This is a genomic window from Streptococcus parasanguinis (genome assembly GCF_009717775.1).
Lineage (GTDB): Bacteria > Bacillota > Bacilli > Lactobacillales > Streptococcaceae > Streptococcus > Streptococcus parasanguinis_AG.
The window spans coordinates 1-12,662 of the sequence record NZ_WMZF01000003.1 but is presented as its reverse complement, the minus strand read 5'-3'; the positions used below and the strand labels follow the sequence as shown (position 1 = coordinate 12,662).

The following is a 12,662-nucleotide window of genomic DNA, read 5'->3' as shown; positions in this document are numbered from 1 at the left end:
AACTCGTGGGTCAAAAAGTACATCCAATTGGTATGCGTGTTGGTATCATCCGTGATTGGGATGCCAAATGGTATGCTGAAAAAGAATACGCGGATTACCTTCATGAAGATCTTGCAATCCGTAAATTCATTCAAAAAGAATTGGCTGACGCAGCCGTTTCAACTATTGAAATCGAACGCGCAGTAAACAAAGTTAACGTTTCTCTTCACACTGCTAAACCAGGTATGGTTATCGGTAAAGGTGGAGCAAACGTTGATGCACTTCGTGCAGCTCTTAACAAATTGACTGGTAAACAAGTACACATCAACATCATTGAGATCAAACGTCCTGACTTGGATGCTCACCTTGTTGGTGAAGGAATCGCTCGTCAATTGGAACAACGTGTTGCTTTCCGTCGTGCACAAAAACAAGCGATCCAACGTGCTATGCGTGCTGGAGCTAAAGGAATCAAAACTCAAGTATCAGGTCGTTTGAACGGTGCAGATATTGCCCGTGCAGAAGGATACTCTGAAGGAACTGTTCCACTTCACACACTTCGCGCTGATATCGATTACGCTTGGGAAGAAGCAGACACTACTTACGGTAAACTTGGTGTTAAAGTATGGATCTACCGTGGTGAAGTTCTTCCAGCTCGTAAAGACGCTAAAGGAGGTAAATAACCAATGTTAGTACCTAAACGTGTAAAACACCGTCGCGAATTCCGTGGTAAAATGCGCGGTGAAGCAAAAGGTGGAAAAGAAGTAGCATTCGGTGAATACGGTCTTCAAGCTACAACTAGCCACTGGATCACAAACCGTCAAATCGAAGCTGCTCGTATCGCCATGACTCGTTACATGAAACGTGGTGGTAAAGTTTGGATTAAGATTTTCCCACACAAATCATACACCGCTAAAGCTATCGGGGTACGTATGGGATCTGGTAAAGGGGCTCCTGAAGGTTGGGTAGCACCAGTTAAACGTGGTAAAGTAATGTTCGAAATCGCTGGTGTATCTGAAGAGATCGCACGCGAAGCACTTCGTCTTGCTAGCCACAAATTGCCAGTTAAAACTAAATTTGTGAAACGTGAAGCAGAATAAGGAGAGGTCATGAAACTTACAGAAGTAAAAGAATTTGTTAAAGAACTTCGTGGTCTTTCTCAAGAAGAACTCGCGAAGCGTGAAAATGAATTGAAGAAAGAATTGTTTGAACTTCGTTTCCAAGCAGCTGCTGGTCAATTGGAACAAACTGGACGTTTGAAAGAAGTGAAAAAACAAATCGCTCGTATCAAAACTGTTCAATCAGAAGCTAAATAATAGACTAGGGAAGGAGAATTTCAATGGAACGCAATAATCGTAAAGTTCTTGTTGGACGCGTTGTGTCTGACAAAATGGACAAAACAATCACAGTTGTAGTTGAAACTAAACGTAACCACCCAGTCTATGGTAAACGTATCAACTATTCTAAAAAATACAAAGCTCATGATGAAAACAATGTTGCTAAAGAAGGCGATATCGTTCGTATCATGGAAACTCGTCCGCTTTCAGCTACAAAACGCTTCCGTCTTGTAGAAGTCGTTGAAGAAGCGGTCATCATCTAATCATACCTGAAAGGAGAAAACGTAAATGATTCAAACAGAAACTCGTTTGAAAGTCGCTGACAACAGTGGCGCACGCGAAATCTTGACAATCAAAGTTCTTGGTGGTTCAAAACGTAAATTCGCGAGCATCGGTGATGTAATCGTTGCATCTGTAAAACAAGCTACTCCTGGTGGTGCGGTTAAGAAAGGTGACGTTGTAAAAGCTGTTATCGTTCGTACTAAATCAGGTGCTCGTCGTAAAGATGGTTCATACATCAAGTTCGACGAAAATGCAGCAGTGATCATCCGTGACGACAAAACTCCTCGCGGAACTCGTATCTTTGGCCCAGTTGCACGTGAATTGCGTGACGGTGGATTTATGAAGATCGTATCACTTGCTCCAGAAGTACTTTAATCAATAAAAAAACAAACACAGTCCCCTGGCTTAGCCAGGGTGCCCATCGGGCGTAAGAATAAAAGGAGAATAAAATGTTTGTAAAAAAAGGCGACAAAGTTCGCGTTATCGCTGGTAAAGACAAAGGCGTAGAAGCTGTTGTTCTTACTGCTCTTCCAAAAGTAAATAAAGTTGTTGTAGAAGGTGTAAATATCATCAAGAAACACCAACGTCCAAATAACGAAAACCCTCAAGGTGCAATCGTTGAAAAAGAAGCTCCAATCCATGCTTCTAACGTTCAAGTTTTGGACAAAAACGGTGTTGCTGGACGTGTTGGCTACAAATTTGTAGACGGCAAAAAAGTTCGCTACAACAAAAAATCAGGCGAAGTGCTTGACTAATCACGAAGGAAAGGAGAAGTATAATGGCTAATCGTTTAAAAGAAAAATACCTTAATGAAGTAGTACCATCATTGACTGAACAGTTCAACTATTCATCAGTTATGGCTGTGCCAAAAGTTGATAAAATCGTTTTGAACATGGGTGTTGGTGATGCAGTATCAAATGCTAAAAACCTTGAAAAAGCTGCTGAAGAGCTTGCTTTGATCTCAGGTCAAAAACCATTGATCACTAAGGCTAAAAAATCAATCGCCGGCTTCCGTCTTCGTGAAGGTGTTGCGATCGGTGCAAAAGTTACCCTTCGTGGTGAACGCATGTACGAATTCTTGGATAAATTGGTAACAGTTTCACTTCCACGTGTACGTGACTTCCATGGTGTTCCAACAAAATCATTTGATGGACGCGGAAACTACACACTTGGTGTGAAAGAACAATTGATCTTCCCAGAAATCAACTTTGATGATGTTGATAAAACTCGTGGTTTGGATATCGTAATCGTAACTACAGCGAATACAGACGAAGAATCGCGTGCATTGCTTACTGGCCTCGGTATGCCGTTTGCAAAATAATATAGGAGGTAAAACTAATGGCTAAAAAATCAATGATTGCTAAGAACAAACGCCCAGCGAAGTTCTCTACTCAAGCATACACTCGCTGTGAACGTTGTGGACGTCCACACTCAGTTTACCGCAAGTTTAAACTTTGCCGTGTTTGCTTCCGTGAATTGGCATACAAAGGTCAAATCCCAGGTGTCACAAAAGCATCTTGGTAATTTAAGATATCAAGGGCGTTAAAACTCCAAGTGAAAATAGGAAACTTGGCGAAGAAACTTTAGTTTCTAGGAAAGTTTATCTTTTTCACACAGAGTTTAGCCCGGGTTCAGTTGGGCTTGCCAATTTGAACACGAGCTACAGCTTTGGCAAAAAAGACCAATTTTCTTTGGAGCATCGCTCCTGCATCAAATTGCCTATTTTTGCTCTCGCTGTTACGCTCTCTGTATCATGTATTAACTAGCAAGTGCAACTTGCAAACTACTAGTAAGAGGAGAAATTATAATGGTTATGACTGACCCAATCGCAGACTTCCTTACACGTATTCGTAACGCTAACCAAGCAAAACACGAAGTACTTGAAGTACCTGCATCAAACATCAAAAAAGGGATTGCTGAAATCCTTAAACGCGAAGGTTTTGTAAAAAACGTTGAATTCATCGAAGATGACAAACAAGGCATCATCCGTGTATTCTTGAAATACGGACAAAACGGTGAAAAAGTTATCACAAACTTGAAACGTGTATCTAAACCAGGTTTGCGTGTTTACAAAAAACGTGAAGATCTTCCAAAAGTTCTTAACGGACTTGGAATTGCTATCCTTTCAACTTCTGAAGGTTTGCTTACTGATAAAGAAGCACGCCAAAAGAACGTTGGTGGGGAAGTTATTGCTTACGTTTGGTAATATTTAGTTCCCGATTTCGTTGTGACTCTTCGTTATTGTCTCTTGCCTAACCCAAAGTTATGTCTGCGAGACAATGCCTTGATTCACTTAGAAAATGAGACCTAAACATTAACTTTTAAATCAAAAAGATTTAAACCCCGTGAAAACTGGCCCGCAAAGGCCTGACAATTTAACAGGAGAATAAAAAACATGTCACGTATTGGTAATAAAGTTATCGTGTTGCCTGCTGGTGTTGAAATCACTAACAATGACAACGTTGTAACTGTAAAAGGACCTAAAGGAGAACTTACTCGTACGTTCTCAAAAGATATTGAAATCCGTGTGGAAGGTACTGAAGTAACACTTCACCGTCCAAACGATTCAAAAGAAATGAAAACAATCCACGGAACAACTCGTGCCCTTTTGAACAACATGGTTACTGGTGTATCAGAAGGATTCAAGAAAGAACTTGAAATGCGCGGGGTTGGATACCGTGCACAACTTCAAGGATCAAAACTTGTTTTGGCTGTTGGTAAATCACACCCAGACGAAGTTGAAGCTCCAGAAGGAATTACTTTTGAACTTCCAAACCCAACAACAATCGTTGTTAGCGGAATTTCAAAAGAAGTAGTTGGTCAAACAGCTGCTTATGTACGTAGCCTTCGTTCACCTGAACCATACAAAGGTAAAGGGATCCGTTATGTTGGTGAATACGTTCGCCGCAAAGAAGGTAAAACAGGTAAATAATGTAGTTTGGTTGTTTTTCAACCAACCTTCATCTTACCAACTCAGTGCTTAGCACATGATTTTAAAATTAAGAGGTGAAAATTGTGATTTCGAAACCAGATAAAAACAAAATCCGTCAAAAACGCCACCGTCGCGTTCGCGGAAAACTCTCTGGAACTGCTGATCGCCCACGTTTGAACGTATTCCGTTCTAATACAGGCATCTACGCTCAAGTAATTGATGACGTAGCGGGTGTAACGCTCGCAAGCGCTTCAACTCTTGACAAAGAAGTTTCAAAAGGAACTAAAACTGAACAAGCCGTTGTTGTCGGCAAACTTGTTGCTGAACGTGCAGTTGCTAAAGGTATTTCTGAAGTGGTGTTCGACCGCGGTGGATATCTATATCACGGACGTGTTAAAGCTTTGGCTGATGCAGCTCGTGAAAACGGATTGAAATTCTAATAGGAGGACACTAGAAAATGGCATTTAAAGATAATGCAGTTGAACTTGAAGAACGCGTAGTTGCCATCAACCGTGTAACAAAAGTTGTTAAAGGTGGACGTCGTCTTCGTTTTGCCGCTCTTGTAGTTGTTGGTGACCGTAATGGCCGTGTTGGATTTGGTACTGGTAAAGCTCAAGAAGTTCCAGAAGCAATCCGTAAGGCTGTTGAAGATGCTAAGAAAAACTTGATCGAAGTTCCTATGGTTGGAACAACAATTCCACACGAAGTAACATCAGTATTTGGTGGAGCTCGTGTATTGTTGAAACCAGCTATCGAAGGGGCTGGGGTTGCTGCAGGTGGAGCAGTTCGTGCCGTTGTCGAATTGGCAGGTATTGCAGATGTTACATCTAAATCACTTGGATCAAACACTCCAATCAACATCGTTCGTGCAACTGTTAACGGTTTAGCACAATTGAAACGCGCTGATGAAGTTGCTGCCCTTCGTGGTATTTCAGTTTCTGACTTGGCTTAAGAAAGGAGATTCAAATGGCTCAAATTAAAATTACTTTGACTAAGTCTCCAATCGGACGCATCCCGTCACAACGTAAAACTGTTGTAGCACTTGGACTTGGCAAATTGAACAGCTCTGTTATTAAAGAAGATAACCCAGCAGTACGTGGTATGATCACTGCTGTATCTCACTTGGTAACAGTTGAAGAAGTAAAATAATCTATTTAAAAATAGAAACAAAGTTTTCAGGGGTATGAGAGGTTCTCATCCCCTAAAACTAAATATAAGTATAGGCGAGTTTGTAGTTAGGACACCTTTTCCTGATTACATGCGTTAGCAATTTACAAAAGAGGAGAAAATTAATAATGAAACTTCATGAATTACAACCTGCTACAGGTTCACGTAAAGTCCGCAACCGTGTTGGTCGTGGTACTTCATCTGGTAATGGTAAAACTTCTGGCCGTGGTCAAAAAGGTCAAAAAGCTCGTAGCGGTGGCGGTGTACGTCTTGGTTTTGAAGGTGGACAAACTCCATTGTTCCGTCGTCTTCCAAAACGTGGATTTACAAACATCAACGCTAAAGAATATGCTATTGTGAACCTTGATCAATTGAACGCCTTTGAAGATGGTGCTGAAGTAACTCCAGTAGTACTTGTAGAATCAGGAATTGTAAAAGCTGAAAAATCAGGTATCAAAATTCTTGGTAACGGAGAATTGACTAAGAAGTTGACTGTTAAAGCAGCTAAATTCTCTAAATCAGCTGAAGAAGCTATCACTGCTAAAGGTGGTTCAGTTGAAGTCATCTAAGTGAGGTGACCTATGTTTTTTAAATTATTAAAAGATGCATTTAAGGTGAAACAAGTACGGTCGAAGATTTTATTTACGATCTTCATCATTCTTGTTTTCCGCATTGGGACCACGATTACAGTGCCTGGTGTAAATGCGAAAATTCTGAACAACCTTCAAGATGTGTCCTTCTTGAACATGCTCAGTTTGGTTTCTGGGAATGCCATGAGGAACTTCTCAGTTTTCGCATTAGGGGTTAGCCCATACATCACAGCTTCGATCGTCGTGCAACTTTTGCAAATGGATCTGTTACCTAAGTTTGTTGAATGGGGCAAACAAGGGGAAGTTGGTCGAAGAAAGCTCAACCAAGCAACACGCTATATTTCTTTGGTTCTAGCCTTTGTTCAATCCATCGGGATTACAGCCACCTTCCACACTTTGTCTCAGGCGAAATTAGTCGCAACTCCAAATACCAAGACCTATCTATTAATCGGTGCGATTCTGACGACCGGTTCCATGATTGTGACTTGGCTTGGAGAACAAATCACAGATAAAGGGTACGGTAATGGTGTTTCAATGATTATCTTTGCAGGGATTGTGTCATCAATTCCTGAGATGATTAAAGAAATCTATGAAAATGCATTTGTGAATGTTCGTTCTGGTCAAATGACCAATTCCCTCATTTTTGTTGGGGTATTAATCCTTGCTGTCTTGGTTATTGTTTACTTTACAACCTTTGTGGAGCAAGCACAATACAAGATTCCAATCCAATATACAAAGATTGCACAAGGAGCTCCATCAAGTTCTTACCTACCTTTGAAAGTAAACCCAGCAGGAGTTATTCCTGTCATCTTCGCTAGTTCGATTACAGCAGCGCCTGCTGCAATTTTCCAAGTGATTAGCGCTATGGGTTACAATGCAGGATGGGTGAAAACAGCTCAAGCCATGTTGGCTACAAACACACCAACTGGTGTGGCAATGTATGCCTTATTGATCATTCTCTTCACCTTCTTCTACACGTTTGTTCAGATCAATCCTGAAAAAACGGCAGAAAACCTTCAAAAGAGTGGTGCCTATATCCCAGGCGTCCGCCCTGGTAAGGGGACAGAAGAGTTTATGTCTCGTTTGCTACGTCGTTTAGCAAGCGTCGGATCAGTATTCCTTGGCTTTATTACCATCATTCCAATCCTGGCTCGAGATTTATTTGGTTTGACAGATGCAGTGGCTCTTGGAGGAACTAGTTTGTTAATCATTATTTCAACAGGTATTGAGGGAATGAAACAATTAGAAGGCTACTTATTAAAACGTAAGTATGTCGGATTTATGGACACAACAACAGAATAGAATAAGGTTGACTTTGTCAGCCTTCTATTTTGTTTTTAAATGGAAATAGGAATTCGCTCCTGCTTCCATTTAAAAACAAAATAAGGAGAATTCATCATGAATCTTTTAATTATGGGGTTGCCTGGAGCAGGTAAAGGAACTCAAGCAGCTAAAATCGTTGAAGAGTTTCACGTAGCGCATATCTCCACTGGAGATATGTTCCGCGCAGCGATGGCTAACCAAACTGAAATGGGTGTGCTTGCAAAATCATACATTGATAAAGGTGAGTTGGTACCAGATGAAGTAACCAATGGAATTGTAAAAGAACGCCTTGCTCAAGATGATATTAAAGAAACAGGTTTCTTGTTAGACGGATATCCACGTACCATTGAGCAAGCTCATGCTTTAGATAAAACATTGGCTGAACTTGGTATTGAGCTTGAAGGTGTTATCAACATCGAAGTAAATCCAGACAGTCTTTTAGAGCGTTTGAGCGGACGTATCATTCATCGTCAAACTGGAGAAACTTTCCATAAAGTATTCAATCCACCAGTTGATTACAAAGAGGAAGATTACTACCAACGTGAAGATGATAAACCTGAGACAGTAAAACGTCGTTTGGATGTTAATATTGCCCAAGGTGAACCAATCATTGAATTTTATCGTTCAAAAGGACTCGTACATGACATCCAAGGGAACCAAGATATCAATGATGTATTTTCAGACATTGAAAAAGTCTTGTCAAATTTGAAATAAAAGCGTTTTTCATGCTTGCAATATTGGACAACTAGTGTTACAATTAGTTAGTCTGACTTATAATTGTTACCTCTGTGCTCAGAGGAATGAATCGAAATTTATGGAGGTACTTTTGCGTGGCAAAAGACGATGTGATTGAAGTAGAAGGCAAAGTAGTCGATACAATGCCGAATGCTATGTTTACGGTTGAACTTGAAAATGGACATCAGATTTTAGCAACAGTTTCTGGTAAAATTCGTAAAAACTATATTCGTATTTTAGCGGGAGATCGTGTTACAGTGGAGATGAGTCCGTACGATTTGACACGTGGACGTATCACATACCGCTTTAAATAATCGAAAAACTTGGAGGGATAAAAATGAAAGTAAGACCATCGGTCAAACCAATTTGCGAATACTGTAAAGTAATTCGTCGTAATGGTCGTGTTATGGTAATTTGCCCAGCAAATCCAAAACACAAACAACGTCAAGGATAAGATAGAAAGGAGAAAACATGGCTCGTATTGCTGGAGTTGACATTCCAAATGACAAACGTGTAGTAATTTCATTGACTTATGTGTACGGTATCGGACTTCCAACATCTAAGAAAATCCTTGCTGCTGCAGGCGTTTCTGAAGATATTCGTGTTCGCGATCTTACACCAGATCAAGAAGATGCTATCCGTCGTGAAGTTGACGCAATCAAAGTTGAAGGTGACCTTCGTCGTGAAGTAAACTTGAACATCAAACGCTTGATGGAAATCGGTTCATACCGTGGTATCCGTCACCGTCGTGGACTTCCAGTTCGTGGACAAAACACTAAAAACAATGCTCGCACTCGTAAAGGTAAAGCTGTTGCGATTGCAGGTAAGAAAAAATAAAATAAAATAAGGAGGTAAAAATCTTGGCTAAACCAACACGTAAACGTCGTGTGAAAAAGAATATCGAATCTGGTATTGCTCATATTCACGCTACATTTAACAACACAATTGTTATGATTACTGATGTGCATGGTAACGCAATCGCTTGGTCATCTGCAGGTGCACTTGGATTTAAAGGTTCTCGTAAATCTACACCATTTGCTGCTCAAATGGCATCAGAAGCTGCTGCAAAAGCTGCTCAAGAACACGGACTTAAATCTGTTGAAGTAACTGTTAAAGGTCCTGGTTCAGGTCGTGAGTCTGCTATTCGTGCACTTGCTGCTGCTGGTCTTGAAGTAACTGCAATCCGCGATGTAACTCCTGTACCACACAATGGTGCTCGTCCTCCAAAACGTCGCCGTGTATAATCATCAACAATTACACAGCTTTTCGTTTAAGAGGGAGTATAGCAAATGATTGAGTTTGAAAAACCAAATATAACAAAAATTGATGAAAACAAAGATTATGGCGTGTTTGTCGTAGAACCACTTGAACGTGGCTATGGTACAACACTTGGAAACTCACTTCGTCGTGTACTTCTGGCTTCACTTCCAGGTGCAGCTGTCACTTCAATCAACATTGAAGGTGTACTCCACGAATTTGATACCGTTCCAGGAGTCCGTGAAGACGTTATGCAAATTATTCTTAACGTTAAAGGAATCGCCGTTAAATCTTACGTCCAAGACGAAAAGATTATTGAACTTGATGTAGAAGGACCTGCAGAAGTAACTGCTGGAGATATTCTTACTGATAGTGACATCGAAATTGTAAACCCTGATCATTATCTATTTACAATCGGAGAGGGAGCATCTTTGAAAGCGACGCTTACTGTAAACAGTGGACGTGGCTATGTTCCAGCTGATCAAAACAAAAAAGATGATGCACCAGTGGGAACACTTGCTGTAGATTCAATCTATACGCCAGTGACTAAAGTCAATTACCAAGTTGAACCAGCACGCGTTGGTAGCAACGATGGCTTTGACAAGCTAACCCTTGAAATTTTGACAAATGGGACAATCATTCCAGAAGATGCCTTAGGTTTGTCTGCTCGTATTTTGACAGAACACCTAAATCTATTCACAAACTTAACTGAAATTGCTATTGCAACAGATGTTATGAAGGAAGTAGATACAACTTCTGATGATCGCATTTTAGAACGTACGATCGAAGAATTAGATCTTTCAGTTCGTTCATATAACTGTTTGAAACGTGCTGGCATTAATACTGTTTACGATTTGACTGAAAAATCAGAAGCAGAAATGATGAAAGTTCGTAACTTGGGACGTAAGAGTCTTGAAGAAGTTAAAATCAAACTTGCCGACTTAGGCCTTGGGTTAAAAAACGATAAATAGAGGAGGAATACATGGCTTACCGTAAACTAGGACGCACTAGCTCACAACGTAAAGCGATGCTTCGCGATTTGACTACAGATCTTATCATCAATGAAGCAATTGTAACAACTGAAGCACGTGCGAAAGAAATCCGTAAATCAGTTGAAAAAATGATTACTTTGGGTAAACGTGGTGATTTGCATGCACGTCGTCAAGCTGCTGCATTCGTACGTAACGAAGTTGCATCACAAAACTTTGATGAAGAAACAGGTAAATACTCAGAAACAACTGCACTTCAAAAATTGTTCTCTGAATTAGCACCTCGTTATGCTGAGCGCAATGGTGGATATACTCGTATCCTTAAAACTGAACCACGTCGTGGTGATGCTGCGCCAATGGCTATCATCGAATTGGTATAATATCATCAATTTTGTTGAGTGTTATGATGATGGAATACACTGTTATTCTTAGTCTAGCTCTGGTCTACCGCTGGGGATTTTCCCCAGCGGGAACACTCATCATATTGAATGAATGGTAGACGCTTGTTTACGAAATTGCTTTAATTTAAAACAATTTCGTAAGCAGGCGTTTTGTCTTGCTTTGTGAGTAGTCGAGAATAGCAAAAAATGATATAATGGAACCCATATCTCCAATAGAAGAAAAAGGATTCAATGACAAAACAACAAGCAATTAAATTACTAAAAGAGAAGTACCTTAGTAATATGAAAGAGGATTCGGAACTCTTTGTCGGAGTTGAATTAGAGTTTCCGATTGTAGAAACAAATGGAAACAAAACAAATATAGAGGTGACGAAAAATCTTTTTCGAACCTTAGCCAACTTATCAGATTTTGAAGTTGAAAAAATAGATGACGAACAAAATCCTATTCAATTGATTCACTGCTCTTCTAAAGATCGTATTCTATTCGAGTTGAGTTACAATACAATTGAATTTGCATTTGAGAGAGCTCGTTCTATAAATGAGGTGGCCAAACGTTTTGAGGACTATTTGAAGATCATTCAACCGATTTTGCAAGAAAATAATCACGAAATCCAAGGGCACGGAATCCATCCTCTGTGGCAAGAAAATGATAATAGCCCAGTGAAAATCGAACGATACAAGATGTTAATGGCTTTCCTTGCAATGAATGGTACAGGGATGAAAACACACTCTTATCCTTCGTACGGAGCATTTATATGCGGAAACCAGGTTCAATTGGATGTAAGGCGCGATAACTATCTTCGCATCATTAATGCCTTTAATAAAATTGAAGCAGCAAAAGCATATTTGTTTTCTAACTCAGAATTTTCAGCAGAGGCTTGGGATACAAAAATTGCCAGAGATATTTTCTGGGAAGAATCCTTACATGGTTATTATAAGGAAAATGTAGGGATTTATCCTAAGGACTACCAAAGCGAAGAAGAGTTTTTTAATAATCTCGCTAGAACGGCTATTTTTACGGCAACTAGAGAGGGGAAATCTTATTATTTTAAACCAATTCGAGTGGAAGACTATCTAGATCAAAAAGAAATTACAGCCTATACGGCTGATGGAAATGAGAAGATCATTAAGCCTGTAAAAGAAGATCTAAAACAACATCGAAGTTACCAATTTCAAGATTTAACTGCTCGTGGGACTGTGGAATTTAGAAGTGTTTGTACGCAACCGTTAGAAACCACTTTTGCCCCGATTGCCTTTGAGTTGGGCTTGTTTGTAGAATTAGAAAAACTGGAAAACTTTTTAGAAGATTCTTCATTTTTTAAAAATGAAGAACAGGACTATCGAAAACTTAGAAAGAAATATTCAAAGAAAATTCTAAGTAAAGAAGAAAAAGAAGCGATCCAATCCTTTTCAAAAGATCTTCTAGACATAGCTGAAGCAGGTTTAATGAAAAGAGGTTACGGAGAAGAAAAATTTCTCATCATTAACAAAGAACTAGAATAATAGAAAAGCCTGTAATACAGGCTTTTCTTTATTACTTTTAAAAAAACTTTAAAAAAATAAATTTTTTTAAGAAAAAGTGTTGACAGTAAGAGTAGGTCATGATATACTAATATAGTTGTCGCGCGAGAGCGACAAAGACCTTTGAAAACTGAACAAGACGAACCAATGTG

General features: G+C 39.7%; 23 protein-coding genes. All 23 read left to right on the top strand.

All coding sequences use genetic code 11. The features are described from left to right. The first annotated feature begins 5 nt into the window (after window positions 1-5). Complete coding sequence (gene rpsC / locus GMC92_RS06105; protein WP_003002336.1) at window positions 6-659, top strand: 30S ribosomal protein S3; 654 nt, start codon at window positions 6-8, stop codon at window positions 657-659. A 3-nt stretch (window positions 660-662) separates the two neighbouring features. Beyond that, window positions 663-1,076 carry a 50S ribosomal protein L16 gene (rplP, locus tag GMC92_RS06100; protein WP_000960947.1) on the top strand — a complete coding sequence of 138 codons (414 nt, stop codon included), beginning with the start codon at window positions 663-665 and terminating at the stop codon, window positions 1,074-1,076. Window positions 1,077-1,085: 9 nt separating this feature from the next. Further along, a complete protein-coding gene (gene rpmC / locus GMC92_RS06095; RefSeq protein ID WP_003002350.1) occupies window positions 1,086-1,292 on the top strand; it encodes a 50S ribosomal protein L29 in 207 nt (68 codons plus the stop codon). 23 nt (window positions 1,293-1,315) lie between these two features. Continuing rightward, window positions 1,316-1,576, top strand: a complete 261-nt coding sequence (gene rpsQ / locus GMC92_RS06090; RefSeq protein ID WP_000440801.1) for a 30S ribosomal protein S17 — start codon at window positions 1,316-1,318, stop codon at window positions 1,574-1,576. A 25-nt stretch (window positions 1,577-1,601) separates the two neighbouring features. Beyond that, window positions 1,602-1,970 (top strand): 50S ribosomal protein L14, encoded by a 369-nt coding sequence (gene rplN / locus GMC92_RS06085; protein WP_003002384.1) that lies wholly within the window; start codon window positions 1,602-1,604, stop codon window positions 1,968-1,970. A gap of 74 nt (window positions 1,971-2,044) precedes the next feature. Then, the gene (rplX, locus tag GMC92_RS06080) at window positions 2,045-2,350 is read left to right on the top strand and encodes a 50S ribosomal protein L24 (RefSeq protein WP_003002315.1); all 306 of its coding nucleotides are present in this window, start codon (window positions 2,045-2,047) and stop codon (window positions 2,348-2,350) included. Between the two features lie 23 nt (window positions 2,351-2,373). Beyond that, on the top strand, window positions 2,374-2,916 hold the full coding sequence (gene rplE, locus GMC92_RS06075) for a 50S ribosomal protein L5 (protein ID WP_003009606.1): 543 nt from the start codon (window positions 2,374-2,376) through the stop codon (window positions 2,914-2,916). Window positions 2,917-2,933: 17 nt separating this feature from the next. Continuing rightward, on the top strand, window positions 2,934-3,119 hold the full coding sequence (locus GMC92_RS06070) for a type Z 30S ribosomal protein S14 (RefSeq protein ID WP_001085699.1): 186 nt from the start codon (window positions 2,934-2,936) through the stop codon (window positions 3,117-3,119). A gap of 283 nt (window positions 3,120-3,402) precedes the next feature. Next, window positions 3,403-3,801 (top strand): 30S ribosomal protein S8, encoded by a 399-nt coding sequence (rpsH, locus tag GMC92_RS06065; protein ID WP_003010897.1) that lies wholly within the window; start codon window positions 3,403-3,405, stop codon window positions 3,799-3,801. A gap of 189 nt (window positions 3,802-3,990) precedes the next feature. Further along, window positions 3,991-4,527 carry a 50S ribosomal protein L6 gene (rplF, locus tag GMC92_RS06060; RefSeq protein ID WP_003010839.1) on the top strand — a complete coding sequence of 179 codons (537 nt, stop codon included), beginning with the start codon at window positions 3,991-3,993 and terminating at the stop codon, window positions 4,525-4,527. Between the two features lie 83 nt (window positions 4,528-4,610). Beyond that, window positions 4,611-4,967: a 50S ribosomal protein L18 gene (gene rplR, locus GMC92_RS06055; RefSeq protein WP_003010871.1), complete on the top strand. Its 357-nt coding sequence runs from the start codon at window positions 4,611-4,613 to the stop codon at window positions 4,965-4,967. Window positions 4,968-4,984: 17 nt separating this feature from the next. Further along, window positions 4,985-5,479: a 30S ribosomal protein S5 gene (rpsE, locus tag GMC92_RS06050; RefSeq protein ID WP_003009617.1), complete on the top strand. Its 495-nt coding sequence runs from the start codon at window positions 4,985-4,987 to the stop codon at window positions 5,477-5,479. 14 nt (window positions 5,480-5,493) lie between these two features. Further along, window positions 5,494-5,676, top strand: coding sequence for a 50S ribosomal protein L30 (gene rpmD, locus GMC92_RS06045; RefSeq protein ID WP_002894509.1), 183 nt, complete (start codon window positions 5,494-5,496; stop codon window positions 5,674-5,676). Window positions 5,677-5,822: 146 nt separating this feature from the next. Next, window positions 5,823-6,263, top strand: coding sequence for a 50S ribosomal protein L15 (gene rplO, locus GMC92_RS06040; protein WP_003002405.1), 441 nt, complete (start codon window positions 5,823-5,825; stop codon window positions 6,261-6,263). 12 nt (window positions 6,264-6,275) lie between these two features. After that, on the top strand, window positions 6,276-7,586 hold the full coding sequence (gene secY / locus GMC92_RS06035; protein WP_023920186.1) for a preprotein translocase subunit SecY: 1,311 nt from the start codon (window positions 6,276-6,278) through the stop codon (window positions 7,584-7,586). Window positions 7,587-7,682: 96 nt separating this feature from the next. Further along, window positions 7,683-8,321 (top strand): adenylate kinase, encoded by a 639-nt coding sequence (locus tag GMC92_RS06030; protein ID WP_021154254.1) that lies wholly within the window; start codon window positions 7,683-7,685, stop codon window positions 8,319-8,321. A 116-nt stretch (window positions 8,322-8,437) separates the two neighbouring features. Further along, window positions 8,438-8,656, top strand: a complete 219-nt coding sequence (infA, locus tag GMC92_RS06025) for a translation initiation factor IF-1 (protein ID WP_001029883.1) — start codon at window positions 8,438-8,440, stop codon at window positions 8,654-8,656. Window positions 8,657-8,679: 23 nt separating this feature from the next. Continuing rightward, window positions 8,680-8,796, top strand: a complete 117-nt coding sequence (rpmJ, locus tag GMC92_RS06020; RefSeq protein WP_001808836.1) for a 50S ribosomal protein L36 — start codon at window positions 8,680-8,682, stop codon at window positions 8,794-8,796. Between the two features lie 17 nt (window positions 8,797-8,813). Then, window positions 8,814-9,179, top strand: a complete 366-nt coding sequence (gene rpsM, locus GMC92_RS06015) for a 30S ribosomal protein S13 (protein ID WP_003009631.1) — start codon at window positions 8,814-8,816, stop codon at window positions 9,177-9,179. A 23-nt stretch (window positions 9,180-9,202) separates the two neighbouring features. After that, a complete protein-coding gene (gene rpsK / locus GMC92_RS06010) occupies window positions 9,203-9,586 on the top strand; it encodes a 30S ribosomal protein S11 (protein WP_003002390.1) in 384 nt (127 codons plus the stop codon). Window positions 9,587-9,631: 45 nt separating this feature from the next. Further along, on the top strand, window positions 9,632-10,570 hold the full coding sequence (locus GMC92_RS06005; protein WP_003009635.1) for a DNA-directed RNA polymerase subunit alpha: 939 nt from the start codon (window positions 9,632-9,634) through the stop codon (window positions 10,568-10,570). Window positions 10,571-10,581: 11 nt separating this feature from the next. Continuing rightward, on the top strand, window positions 10,582-10,968 hold the full coding sequence (gene rplQ / locus GMC92_RS06000) for a 50S ribosomal protein L17 (protein WP_003002399.1): 387 nt from the start codon (window positions 10,582-10,584) through the stop codon (window positions 10,966-10,968). Window positions 10,969-11,220: 252 nt separating this feature from the next. Then, window positions 11,221-12,492 (top strand): glutamate-cysteine ligase family protein, encoded by a 1,272-nt coding sequence (locus GMC92_RS05995; RefSeq protein WP_155199985.1) that lies wholly within the window; start codon window positions 11,221-11,223, stop codon window positions 12,490-12,492. Window positions 12,493-12,662 lie beyond the last annotated feature (170 nt).

Bases quoted from the DNA above. Each gene is read 5' to 3' on its own strand.
- rplP (WP_000960947.1), top strand. From the start codon at position 663: ATGTTAGTACCTAAACGTGTAAAACACCGTCGCGAATTCCGTGGTAAA.
- rpmC (WP_003002350.1), top strand. From the start codon at position 1,086: ATGAAACTTACAGAAGTAAAAGAATTTGTTAAAGAACTTCGTGGTCTT.
- rpsQ (WP_000440801.1), top strand. From the start codon at position 1,316: ATGGAACGCAATAATCGTAAAGTTCTTGTTGGACGCGTTGTGTCTGAC.
- rplN (WP_003002384.1), top strand. From the start codon at position 1,602: ATGATTCAAACAGAAACTCGTTTGAAAGTCGCTGACAACAGTGGCGCA.
- rplX (WP_003002315.1), top strand. From the start codon at position 2,045: ATGTTTGTAAAAAAAGGCGACAAAGTTCGCGTTATCGCTGGTAAAGAC.
- rplE (WP_003009606.1), top strand. From the start codon at position 2,374: ATGGCTAATCGTTTAAAAGAAAAATACCTTAATGAAGTAGTACCATCA.
- GMC92_RS06070 (WP_001085699.1), top strand. From the start codon at position 2,934: ATGGCTAAAAAATCAATGATTGCTAAGAACAAACGCCCAGCGAAGTTC.
- rpsH (WP_003010897.1), top strand. From the start codon at position 3,403: ATGGTTATGACTGACCCAATCGCAGACTTCCTTACACGTATTCGTAAC.
- rplF (WP_003010839.1), top strand. From the start codon at position 3,991: ATGTCACGTATTGGTAATAAAGTTATCGTGTTGCCTGCTGGTGTTGAA.
- rpsE (WP_003009617.1), top strand. From the start codon at position 4,985: ATGGCATTTAAAGATAATGCAGTTGAACTTGAAGAACGCGTAGTTGCC.
- rpmD (WP_002894509.1), top strand. From the start codon at position 5,494: ATGGCTCAAATTAAAATTACTTTGACTAAGTCTCCAATCGGACGCATC.
- rplO (WP_003002405.1), top strand. From the start codon at position 5,823: ATGAAACTTCATGAATTACAACCTGCTACAGGTTCACGTAAAGTCCGC.
- secY (WP_023920186.1), top strand. From the start codon at position 6,276: ATGTTTTTTAAATTATTAAAAGATGCATTTAAGGTGAAACAAGTACGG.
- GMC92_RS06030 (WP_021154254.1), top strand. From the start codon at position 7,683: ATGAATCTTTTAATTATGGGGTTGCCTGGAGCAGGTAAAGGAACTCAA.
- rpmJ (WP_001808836.1), top strand. From the start codon at position 8,680: ATGAAAGTAAGACCATCGGTCAAACCAATTTGCGAATACTGTAAAGTA.
- rpsM (WP_003009631.1), top strand. From the start codon at position 8,814: ATGGCTCGTATTGCTGGAGTTGACATTCCAAATGACAAACGTGTAGTA.
- GMC92_RS06005 (WP_003009635.1), top strand. From the start codon at position 9,632: ATGATTGAGTTTGAAAAACCAAATATAACAAAAATTGATGAAAACAAA.
- rplQ (WP_003002399.1), top strand. From the start codon at position 10,582: ATGGCTTACCGTAAACTAGGACGCACTAGCTCACAACGTAAAGCGATG.
- GMC92_RS05995 (WP_155199985.1), top strand. From the start codon at position 11,221: ATGACAAAACAACAAGCAATTAAATTACTAAAAGAGAAGTACCTTAGT.